The organism is Mesorhizobium alhagi CCNWXJ12-2, from assembly GCF_000236565.1.
Lineage (GTDB): Bacteria > Pseudomonadota > Alphaproteobacteria > Rhizobiales > Rhizobiaceae > Allomesorhizobium > Allomesorhizobium alhagi.
Genome location: NZ_AHAM01000112.1, coordinates 1 through 10825, shown reverse-complemented (window position 1 = coordinate 10825; position 10825 = coordinate 1). Strand labels below are relative to the sequence as shown.

Below are 10825 nucleotides of genomic sequence, written 5' to 3'. Positions count from 1 at the left end.
CGAAACCCGCCATTCCCGGCCAATGTCGGCCTCTATGGCTGCCCGACGACGGTCAACAATGTCGAATCCATCGCGGTAGCGCCGACCATCCTGCGCCGCGGCGCTTCATGGTTCTCATCTTTCGGCCGGCCCAACAATGTCGGCACGAAGCTTTTCTGCATCTCCGGCCACGTCAACAATCCGTGCACCGTGGAAGAAGCGATGTCGATCCCGTTCCGCGAACTCATCGACCGCCATTGCGGCGGTATCCGAGGCGGCTGGGACAATCTGCTCGCGGTGATCCCCGGTGGCGCTTCGGTGCCGCTGGTGCCAGCCGAGCAGATCATGGACGCGCCGATGGACTTCGACGCGCTGCGCGACCTGAAATCGGGCCTCGGCACGGCGGCTGTCATCGTCATGGATAAATCGACCGATATCGCGAAGGCGATCGCCAGGCTCTCCTATTTCTACAAGCACGAGAGCTGCGGCCAGTGCACGCCGTGCCGCGAGGGCACCGGCTGGATGTGGCGGGTGATGGAGCGGCTGGTGCGCGGTGAAGCGCAGAAGCGCGAGATCGACATGCTGCTCGATGTGACGAAACAGGTAGAAGGCCACACCATCTGCGCGCTGGGCGATGCGGCTGCCTGGCCGATCCAGGGGCTGATCCGGCATTTCCGGCCGGAGATCGAGCGGCGCATCGACGAGTTCACGCGCAATGCGCACAGGACAGAGCCGGTGCTGGTCGCGGCGGAATAGAACGACATAGAAAGTGCGGACCGGAGGTCCGATCAGAGAGACACCAAGGACGGGACGAACGGAAAAACGGCGAAGGAGCCCACCGATGTCGACACCTTCCATACCCGAACATGCCGGTCCCGATGCGGATCGCGAAAAGATGAACGAATACATGGCCGTCATCATGCCGAAGGATTTTGCCGGCGCTGTCAATCTGATGGCGCATCCGCTTGCGGGGGCCGCTGCTTTTTCGGCACTCGGCTTCGGGCTGGCCAGCCAGGCGTACGGGCTGTGGGCCGGCGCCGTTTCGGGCACGGTCGAGGCCGCGCAGCGCCTCTGGATGCCGGTCCTGGAAGACCTCGCGCCGAACGTCGACGATTTTGTCGAGAAGCCGAAATCGCCTGCAGTTCGCGCAAAGGCGGCAACAACAACACTGATCGCCGAAGCACGATCCGTGGCCAGGGAGACGACAGAGGCTAGCCAGCCGCCTGCTGACGACGCAGCCGGTATGGCGGCGGACGCTCGCCAGGGCGCGGCTGCCGCAGCGGTCGCCGACCTGATGCCGGAGGATTTCCGGCAGCCCAGGGCGATGGAAAAGCCGGAACAGCCTGACAATCTCAAGCTGATCTCGGGTATCGGCCCGAAGCTCGAGCAGGTGCTGAACGGGCTCGGCGTCTGGACCTATGGCCAGATCGCAAGCTGGGGCAGGGAAGAGATCGCCTGGGTCGACGATTATCTGTCGTTCAAGGGTCGGATCGACCGCGACGACTGGATCGGGCAGGCGACGAAGCTGGCTTCCGGTGGGACGAAGCACTGAACTGATCTTGAGACCGGCGCTTTCGAGCGCCGACATATAATATGCGGGTGAGCCGCAAGGGTTTGGGACGACATGGCGAAGCTGAAAGTCGACGGCAAAGAGATCGAGGTTCCCGATCACTACACGCTGCTGCAGGCGGCTGAAGACGCGGGCGCGGAAGTGCCGCGCTTCTGCTTTCACGAGCGGCTGTCGATCGCCGGCAACTGCCGCATGTGCCTGATCGAAGTGAAGGGCGGGCCGCCCAAGCCCGCCGCTTCCTGCGCCATGGGCGTGCGCGATCTGCGCCCGGGGCCTAATGGCGAAACGCCTGAAATCTTCACCAACACGCCGATGGTCAAGAAGGCCCGCGAGGGCGTGATGGAGTTTTTGCTGATAAACCATCCGCTCGACTGCCCGATCTGCGACCAGGGTGGCGAGTGCGACCTGCAGGACCAGGCGATGGCGTTCGGCGTCGATTCCTCGCGCTACCAGGAAAACAAGCGCGCGGTCGAAGACAAATATATCGGCCCGCTGGTCAAGACGATCATGAACCGGTGCATCCATTGCACGCGCTGCGTCCGCTTCACCACGGAAGTCGCCGGCATTTCGGAGCTCGGCCTGATCGGCCGCGGCGAAGATGCCGAGATCACCACCTATCTCGAACAGGCGATGACTTCCGAGTTGCAGGGCAACGTCATCGACCTTTGCCCTGTCGGCGCGCTGACCTCCAAGCCCTATGCCTTCCAGGCGCGGCCGTGGGAACTGACCAAGACGGAATCGATCGACGTCATGGATGCGGTCGGCTCGGCGATCCGCGTTGATTCGCGCGGCCGCGAGGTGATGCGCATCATGCCGCGCATCAACGAGCAGGTGAACGAGGAGTGGATCTCCGACAAGACGCGCTTCATTTGGGACGGTCTCAGGACACAGCGCCTCGACCGGCCCTACGTGCGCCGCGACGGTAAGCTGGTTGCCGCGAGCTGGAGCGAAGCCTTCGCCGCGATCAACGAAGCGGTGGCGAAAAGCTCGGGCGACAAGATCGGCGCGATCGCCGGCGATCTGGCGGCCGTCGAGGAGATGTATGCGCTGAAACTGCTGATGCAGTCGCTGGATTCACCGAACATCGATTGCCGGCAGGACGGCGCAAGGCTCGATCCCGCGCTCGGCCGCGCCAGCTACATCTTCAATCCGACGATCGAAGGTATCGAGCAGGCCGATGCGGTGCTGATCATCGGCGCCAATCCGCGCTTCGAGGCGTCCGTGCTCAATGCGCGGATCAGGAAGCGCTGGAAGGTCGGCAATCTGCCGGTCGGCGCCATCGGCGAGATCGGCGATCTTCGTTACGACTACGAGATGCTGGGGGCCGGTTCCGAATCGCTGAACGAATTGGCTCGCGGCAAGGGCAAGTTCTTCTCGGTTCTGAAGAACGCCAAGCGGCCGCTGATCATTGTCGGGCAGGGCGCATTGGCGCGCACCGACGGCGCGGCCGTGCTCGGCCTGGCGGCCAAGCTGGCGCTGGCCGTCGATGCGGTCAGCGAAGAATGGAACGGCTTTTCCGTGCTGCACACCGCGGCTGCGCGGGTCGGCGGGCTCGACATCGGCTTCGTGCCGGGTGAGGGCGGCAAGAGCGCCGCTGAAATGATGTCCGCCATGGAGGTGCTGTTCCTGCTCGGCGCCGACGAGATCGACATGACCGGCGCGAGCGGCGCGTTCGTCGTCTATATCGGCACGCATGGCGATGCCGGCGCGCACCGCGCCAATGTCATCCTGCCGGGCGCGGCCTACACCGAAAAGTCCGGTACCTATGTCAATACCGAGGGCCGCGTGCAGCAGACCAATCGTGCCGGCTTCGCGCCGGGCGAAGCGCGGGAGGACTGGGCGATCCTGCGGGCGCTTTCGGATGTCCTCGGCCACAGACTGCCATTCGATTCGCTGTCGCAATTGCGCGCGAAGCTCACCGCCGATTATCCGCATCTGCTCGAAATCGACGAGATCGCGTCCGGCGATCCGGCCGATATCCAGCGCGCGGCGCAGATCGCCGGGCCGCTGGCCAAGGGGGCGTTTGCATCGCCGGTGAAAGACTTCTATCTGACGAACCCGATCGCGCGGGCCTCCGCAGTCATGGCCGAATGCTCGGCCCTGGCGAAGGGCGGCTTCAAACAGGCAGCCGAGTAGGGGCGATTATGGAATCCTTTTTCTCTTTCTACGTCTGGCCCGGCCTGATCATCCTTTTGCAGTCGGTGGCGATGATTGTCATCCTTTTGGTCTTCGTCGCCTATCTGCTCTACGCCGACCGCAAAGTGTGGGCTGCGGTGCAGTTGCGGCGCGGCCCGAACGTTGTCGGCCCCTGGGGACTGCTCCAGTCCTTCGCGGATCTGCTGAAGTTCGTGTTCAAGGAGCCGGTGATACCGTCCGGCGCCAATAAGGGCGTGTTCCTGCTCGCGCCAGTGATCTCGGCGGTGCTTGCGCTCGCGACTTGGGCCGTGGTCCCGGTCGACTACGGCTGGGTGATCGCCGACATCAATGTCGGCATCCTGTTCATCTTCGCGATAGCGTCGCTGGAAGTCTATGGCGTGATCATGGGCGGCTGGGCGTCCAATTCGAAATACCCGTTCCTCGGAGCCCTTCGATCCGCCGCGCAGATGGTTTCCTACGAGGTTTCCATCGGCTTCGTGATCGTGACAGTGCTGCTTGTCGTCGGATCGCTGAACCTGACCGACATCGTGCTTTCGCAGCGTGACGGGCTGGGCACCATGGTCGGCCTGCCCAACACGTTTCTCGACTGGCACTGGCTGGCGCTGTTCCCGATGTTCATCGTCTTCTTCATCTCGGCGCTGGCCGAGACGAACCGTCCGCCCTTCGACCTGGTCGAGGCTGAATCGGAGCTCGTGGCCGGCCACATGATCGAGTACTCGTCGACGCCGTTCCTGCTGTTCTTCCTCGGCGAATACGTCGCAATTGTCTTGATGTGCGCGCTCACCACCATACTTTTCCTTGGCGGATGGCTGCCGCCCTTCGACTTCGCGCCGTTCACCTGGGTTCCGGGCGTCGTCTGGTTCGTGCTCAAGGTCACCATGATGTTCTTCATGTTCGCCATGGTGAAGGCGTTCGTGCCGCGCTACCGCTACGACCAGCTGATGCGGCTTGGCTGGAAGGTATTCCTGCCGATCTCGCTGGCGATGGTCGTGATCACGGCGGCGTTCCTGAAACTGACGGGAATGGCCTGATGTCGGCCGGGCTCATAGGCGCGCTGATCGGGCTGGCTGTGGCGGTCGTGGATTTCTTCGCGCTGCGCCTGCTTGCCTCGCGCGTCGACCTGCCCGAGACCAAGCGCGTCCTCAACATAACCGGTTTGAGCCAATTCGTGCTCCTTCCGGTCATAGGCTACTTCGTAGCCCCGCTGTTTACCGGAGACTGATCATGACGGCACTTGCACAAGCCGCCAAATCGCTGCTTCTCAAGGAGTTCGTCGGCGCGTTCTTCCTGTCGATGCGCCAGTTCTTTGCGCCGAAGCCGACGCTGAACTACCCGTTCGAGAAGGGACCGCTCAGCCCGCGCTTCCGCGGCGAGCACGCGCTGCGCCGTTACCCGAACGGCGAGGAGCGTTGCATCGCCTGCAAGCTGTGCGAGGCGATCTGCCCGGCGCAGGCCATCACCATCGAGGCAGGTCCGCGCCGCAATGACGGCACGCGCCGCACGGTGCGCTACGACATCGACATGGTGAAATGCATTTATTGCGGCTTCTGCCAGGAAGCCTGTCCGGTCGACGCGATCGTGGAAGGGCCGAATTTCGAGTTCTCGACCGAGACGCGCGAGGAGCTCTACTACGATAAGGAAAAGCTGCTCGCGAACGGCGACCGCTGGGAGCGGGAACTGGCGCGCAACATCGCTCTGGATGCGCCCTACAGGTGAAGATTGAAAGATGGACGGGCCGGAATTGCTCGTCTAAGGAACACGCGGATTTGCCGCCCGGAGGCGGGCGCAAAACCGGAAACGGGTGGGCGCGGCTTGTGCTCCGTCCGATACGGAAACCCCGGGGGAACCCATGCTGATTGGACTTGAAGCGGTATTTTTCTACCTCTTCGCCTTCATCGCGGTCGCGGCGGCCTTCATGGTCATTTCCGCGCGCAATCCCGTGCACTCGGTTCTTTACCTGATCCTGACCTTCTTCAATGCGGCCGGGCTGTTCCTTTTGACCGGGGCTGAGTTCCTGGCGATGATCCTGCTCGTCGTATATGTCGGCGCGGTGGCGGTGCTGTTCCTGTTCGTCGTGATGATGCTCGACGTCGATTTCGCCGAGTTGAAATCGGGCGCGCTGCAATACGCGCCCGTCGGCGCGATGGTCGGGTTGATCCTGGCGGCCGAACTGGTGATCGTGCTCGGCGGTTACACATTCGCTCCCGAACTGGCGTCGACCGTCGCCAAGCCGACGCCCGACATCGTCGCGCGCCACAATACGGCGGCGCTCGGCGACATCCTCTACACGGACTACATCTATTTCTTCCAGGTGGCCGGGCTGATCCTGCTGGTGGCGATGATCGGCGCGATCGTGCTGACGCTCCGCCACAGGGAAGGCGTTAAGCGCCAGGACGTTACCGCGCAGGTTGCCCGCACGCCGGCGACGGCAATCGAAATCAAGAAAGTCGAGACGGGCAAGGGCATCTGACGATGGAAATAGGCATCGCGCATTTTCTCACCGTTTCGGCGATCCTGTTCACGCTTGGCGTGTTCGGCATCTTCCTGAACCGCAAGAACGTCATCGTCATTTTGATGTCGATCGAATTGATCCTCTTGGCGGTGAACATCAATTTCGTGGCGTTTTCCGCCGCGCTCGGCGATCTGGTCGGCCAGGTTTTCGCGCTTTTCGTGCTGACGGTCGCGGCTGCCGAGGCGGCGATCGGCCTTGCCATATTGGTGGTGTTCTTCCGCAACCGCGGCTCGATCGCGGTCGAAGACGTGAACATGATGAAGGGTTGACGGTAAGACCATGTACCAAGCCATCGTCTTCCTTCCGCTGCTCGGCTTCCTGATCGTCGGCCTGTTCGGCACGTCGCTGGGCGCGAAAGCATCGGAATACATCACCTCCGGCTTCCTGGTGATTTCGGCCGTCCTGTCCTGGGTCGCCTTCTTCGCCGTCGGCTTCGGCGACACGGAGGTCTTTACGGTTCCGGTGTTGCGCTTCATCGAATCCGGCAGCCTGCAAGCCGACTGGGCGCTGCGGATCGATACGCTGACCGTGGTCATGCTGGTGGTGGTCAATACCGTGTCGGCCCTGGTGCACATCTACTCGATCGGCTACATGCACCACGATCCGCACCGGCCGCGCTTCTTCGCCTATCTCTCGCTGTTCACTTTCGCCATGTTGATGCTGGTGACGGCTGACAATCTGGTGCAGATGTTCTTCGGCTGGGAAGGGGTCGGTCTCGCCTCGTACCTGCTGATCGGCTTCTGGTACAAGAAGCCGTCGGCGAACGCCGCTGCGATCAAGGCGTTCGTGGTCAACCGCGTCGGCGATTTCGGCTTCATCCTCGGTATTTTTGGCGTGTTCGTTCTGTTCGGCTCGGTCAATTTCGACACGATCTTCGCCAATGCCGCATCCGTGGCCTCGGCCGGCGCGGAAGCGGGTGCGCCTGGCGAGACTGTGCTGAATTTCCTCGGCTATGCGCTCGACATGCAAAGCGCTCTGACGGTCGTCTGCCTGCTGCTCTTCATGGGCGCGATGGGCAAGTCGGCGCAGGTGCCGCTGCACACCTGGCTGCCGGACGCAATGGAAGGCCCGACGCCGGTGTCGGCGCTCATCCATGCCGCGACCATGGTTACGGCCGGTGTGTTCATGCTGGCGCGGCTGTCGCCGATCTTCGAACTGTCGCACACGGCGCTCACCGTCGTCACCTTCGTCGGCGCGTTCACCGCCTTCTTCGCCGCGACCGTCGGCCTCGTCCAGAACGACATCAAGCGCGTCATCGCCTATTCGACCTGTTCGCAGCTCGGCTACATGTTCGTTGCGCTCGGCCTCGGCTTCTACTCGGCGGCGATCTTCCATCTCTTCACGCATGCCTTCTTCAAGGCGCTGCTGTTCCTAGGCTCCGGCTCTGTCATCCATGCGGTCTCCGACGAGCAGGACATGCGCAAGATGGGCGGACTGCGCACGCTGATCCCGACGACCTACTGGATGATGGTGATCGGCACGCTGGCGCTGACCGGCGTCGGCATTCCCGCGACGATCATCGGCACGGCCGGCTTCTTTTCCAAGGACGCCATCATCGAGGGCGCCTTCGTCGGCCACAACGCCATGGCCGGCTTCGCCTTCATCGCGCTCGTGGTTGCCGCGGTCATGACCAGCTTCTATTCCTGGCGGCTGATCTTCATGACCTTCCACGGCAGGCCGCGGGCCACCGCAGACGTGATGCATCACGTGCATGAATCGCCGCCGGTGATGCTGGCGCCGCTGTTCGTGCTGGCCGCCGGCTCGCTGTTTGCCGGCGTCATCTTCCATGAATATTTCATCGGCCACGACTACGAGCACTTCTGGAAGGCGGCGCTGTTCGTCCTGCCGGACAACCACATCCTGCACGATTTCCACGAAGTGCCACTCTGGGTGAAGCTCGCGCCGTTCGCGGCCATGCTGATCGGCTTCGGGCTGGCGTATCAGTTCTACATCCGCTCGCCCGAGATGCCGCGGGAATTGGCTGCGCGTCACCGCGGCCTCTACGCCTTCCTGCTCAACAAATGGTATTTCGACGAGCTTTACGACTTCCTGCTGGTGAACCCGGCGAAGCGCCTCGGCCGCTTCCTGTGGAAGACCGGCGATGGACGCATCATCGACGGCTTCGGGCCGGACGGCGTATCGGCGCGCGTCATCGACGTGACGCGCAGCGTCGTCAGGCTGCAGACCGGATATCTCTATCACTACGCATTCGTCATGCTGATCGGCGTCGCAGCCCTCGTCACCTGGATGATGCTCGGGAGCTCGTTTTAGACCATGACGGACTGGCCTATTCTTTCCACGGTCACCTTCCTGCCGCTGGTCGGCGCTTTCCTGATCCTGCTGATCCGGGATGAGGGCGACAGCGCGCGCCGCAACATCCGCAATGTCGCGCTGCTGACGACGGTCTTCACCTTCATGCTGTCGCTGTTCATCTGGGCCGGCTTCGACTATGCCGATACCGGGTTCCAGATGGTCGAAAAGGCCGACTGGCTGGATTCGGGCATCTCCTACCACATGGGCGTGGATGGCATTTCGATGCTGTTCGTGATCCTGACCACCTTCCTGATGCCGCTCTGCATATTGGCGAGCTGGAACTCGATCGAGCATCGGGTCAAGGAATACATGATCGCGTTCCTGATCCTGGAAACGCTGATGATCGGCGTGTTCACGGCGCTCGACATCGTGCTCTTCTACGTGTTCTTCGAAGCCGGCCTGATCCCGATGTTCATCATTATCGGCGTGTGGGGCGGCAAGCGGCGCGTCTATGCCTCGTTCAAGTTCTTTCTCTACACCCTGCTCGGCTCGGTGCTGATGCTGCTCGCCATCATGGCGATGTTCTTCCAGGCCGGCACGACGGACATCCCGACGCTGCTTGGGCATGATTTCCCGGCCGGCATGCAGCTATGGCTGTGGCTCGCCTTCTTTGCCTCCTTCGCTGTGAAGATGCCGATGTGGCCGGTCCATACCTGGCTGCCTGACGCGCATGTGGAAGCACCGACGGCGGGCTCGGTCATCCTGGCCGGCATCCTGTTGAAGATGGGCGGCTACGGCTTCCTGCGCTTCTCGCTGCCGATGTTCCCGGATGCGTCGCTCTACTTCCAGCCGTTGGTCTTCGCGCTTTCGATTGTGGCGATTATCTACACGTCGCTGGTGGCGCTGATGCAGGAGGACATGAAGAAGCTGATCGCCTATTCGTCGGTCGCTCATATGGGCTTCGTGACCATGGGCATCTTCGCGATGAACCAGGAAGGCATCCAGGGCTCGATCTTCCAGATGCTGTCGCACGGGCTGGTGTCGGGCGCGCTGTTCCTTTGCGTCGGCGTCATCTACGACCGCATGCACACGCGCGAGATCGCCGCCTATGGCGGGCTGGTCAACAACATGCCGAAATATGCCGTGGTGTTCATGATCTTCACCATGGCCAATGTCGGCCTGCCCGGCACAAGCGGCTTCGTCGGCGAATTCCTGACGCTGCTCGGCGTGTTCAGGGTCAACACCTGGGTGGCGCTGTTCGCTGCCACAGGCGTCATCCTTTCGGCCGCCTATGCACTGTGGCTCTACCGCAAGGTGATCTTCGGTGTGCTCTCGAAGGAAAGCCTGAAGGGCCTGCTCGACCTCTCGACGCGCGAAAAGGCGGTGATCTATCCGCTGGTCGTGCTCGTCATCTTCTTCGGCGTCTATCCGGCGCCCATATTCGACGCGACGGCCGCTTCCGTGCAGGCCCTCGTGAACAACGTTACAGTATCGCTCGACGCGGTACCGCAGCCGCAGCCTGCCATTGTGCAGCCGGCAGCGGCCGCGCCGGCCGCAGCGCATTGACAGGGGCGGGCTTATGACGCCGGAACTTTATTCGAGCCTGACGCTGGCCACGCCTGAACTGATTATCGCGCTCGGCGCGCTGGCGCTGCTGATGGTCGGGGTCTATTCGGGACCGCGCGCCAATACGACGGTGACGGGGCTGGCGGTCGCCATACTGATCGGCGCCGGCGCCTGGATGCTGTTGTTCGGCGGCGAGGGCAAAGCGTTCGGCAACTCCTTCGTCAGCGATCCGTTCGCGCATTTCATGAAGTTCCTGACGCTCACCGGCTCGGTGGTGACGCTGATCATGTCGGTCGGCTTCGCCAAGGCGGAAAAGTTCGACAAGTTCGAGTACCCGGTGCTGATCATGCTGGCGACGCTCGGCATGATGCTGATGATCTCCGCCAACGACATGATCGCGCTCTATCTCGGCTTCGAGCTGCAGTCGCTGGCACTCTATGTTGTGGCCGCCATCAATCGCGACAGCCTGCGTTCGACCGAAGCCGGCCTCAAATATTTCGTCCTCGGCGCGTTGTCGTCGGGCATGATGCTCTACGGCATCTCTCTGGTTTACGGCTACACCGGCAACACCGACTTCGACGCAATCGCGGCCGCGCTTGCGGGAGGCGAGCGCCAGCTCGGACTGGTGTTTGGCCTGGTCTTCGTCATGGCCGGACTTGCCTTCAAGGTCTCCGCCGTGCCGTTCCACATGTGGACGCCGGATGTTTATGAAGGCGCGCCGACGCCGGTCACCGCCTTCTTCGCCGCAGCGCCGAAAATGGCGGCAATGGCGCTGTTGGTGCGCGTCA

General features: G+C 62.5%; 11 protein-coding genes. All 11 read left to right on the top strand.

What is annotated here, in order from left to right; genetic code table 11:
- A partial coding sequence (gene nuoF / locus MAXJ12_RS13470) for an NADH-quinone oxidoreductase subunit NuoF (protein ID WP_008836442.1) occupies positions 1-735 on the top strand: 735 nt, incomplete at its 5' end.
- An 85-nt stretch (positions 736-820) separates the two neighbouring features.
- Positions 821-1531, top strand: a complete 711-nt coding sequence (locus MAXJ12_RS13465) for an NADH-ubiquinone dehydrogenase subunit (RefSeq protein ID WP_008836441.1) — start codon at positions 821-823, stop codon at positions 1529-1531.
- Positions 1532-1603: 72 nt separating this feature from the next.
- Positions 1604-3685, top strand: a complete 2082-nt coding sequence (gene nuoG, locus MAXJ12_RS13460; protein WP_008836440.1) for an NADH-quinone oxidoreductase subunit NuoG — start codon at positions 1604-1606, stop codon at positions 3683-3685.
- An 8-nt stretch (positions 3686-3693) separates the two neighbouring features.
- The gene (gene nuoH / locus MAXJ12_RS13455) at positions 3694-4737 is read left to right on the top strand and encodes an NADH-quinone oxidoreductase subunit NuoH (RefSeq protein WP_008836439.1); all 1044 of its coding nucleotides are present in this window, start codon (positions 3694-3696) and stop codon (positions 4735-4737) included.
- A complete protein-coding gene (locus MAXJ12_RS13450) occupies positions 4737-4928 on the top strand; it encodes a hypothetical protein (RefSeq protein WP_008836438.1) in 192 nt (63 codons plus the stop codon). The genes nuoH and MAXJ12_RS13450 overlap by 1 nt, the downstream gene beginning before the upstream one ends.
- Positions 4929-4930: 2 nt before the next feature.
- Positions 4931-5422 carry an NADH-quinone oxidoreductase subunit NuoI gene (nuoI, locus tag MAXJ12_RS13445; RefSeq protein WP_008836437.1) on the top strand — a complete coding sequence of 164 codons (492 nt, stop codon included), beginning with the start codon at positions 4931-4933 and terminating at the stop codon, positions 5420-5422.
- Between the two features lie 133 nt (positions 5423-5555).
- Positions 5556-6176: an NADH-quinone oxidoreductase subunit J gene (locus MAXJ12_RS13440; protein ID WP_008836436.1), complete on the top strand. Its 621-nt coding sequence runs from the start codon at positions 5556-5558 to the stop codon at positions 6174-6176.
- 2 nt (positions 6177-6178) lie between these two features.
- The gene (gene nuoK, locus MAXJ12_RS13435; RefSeq protein ID WP_008836435.1) at positions 6179-6487 is read left to right on the top strand and encodes an NADH-quinone oxidoreductase subunit NuoK; all 309 of its coding nucleotides are present in this window, start codon (positions 6179-6181) and stop codon (positions 6485-6487) included.
- Between the two features lie 10 nt (positions 6488-6497).
- Entirely contained in the window at positions 6498-8489 is a 1992-nt protein-coding gene (gene nuoL, locus MAXJ12_RS13430; protein ID WP_008836434.1) for an NADH-quinone oxidoreductase subunit L, read from the top strand.
- A gap of 3 nt (positions 8490-8492) precedes the next feature.
- Positions 8493-10037: an NADH-quinone oxidoreductase subunit M gene (locus tag MAXJ12_RS13425; protein WP_008836433.1), complete on the top strand. Its 1545-nt coding sequence runs from the start codon at positions 8493-8495 to the stop codon at positions 10035-10037.
- A 13-nt stretch (positions 10038-10050) separates the two neighbouring features.
- On the top strand, positions 10051-10825 hold a 775-nt coding region (locus tag MAXJ12_RS13420; protein ID WP_008836432.1), incomplete at its 3' end, for an NADH-quinone oxidoreductase subunit N.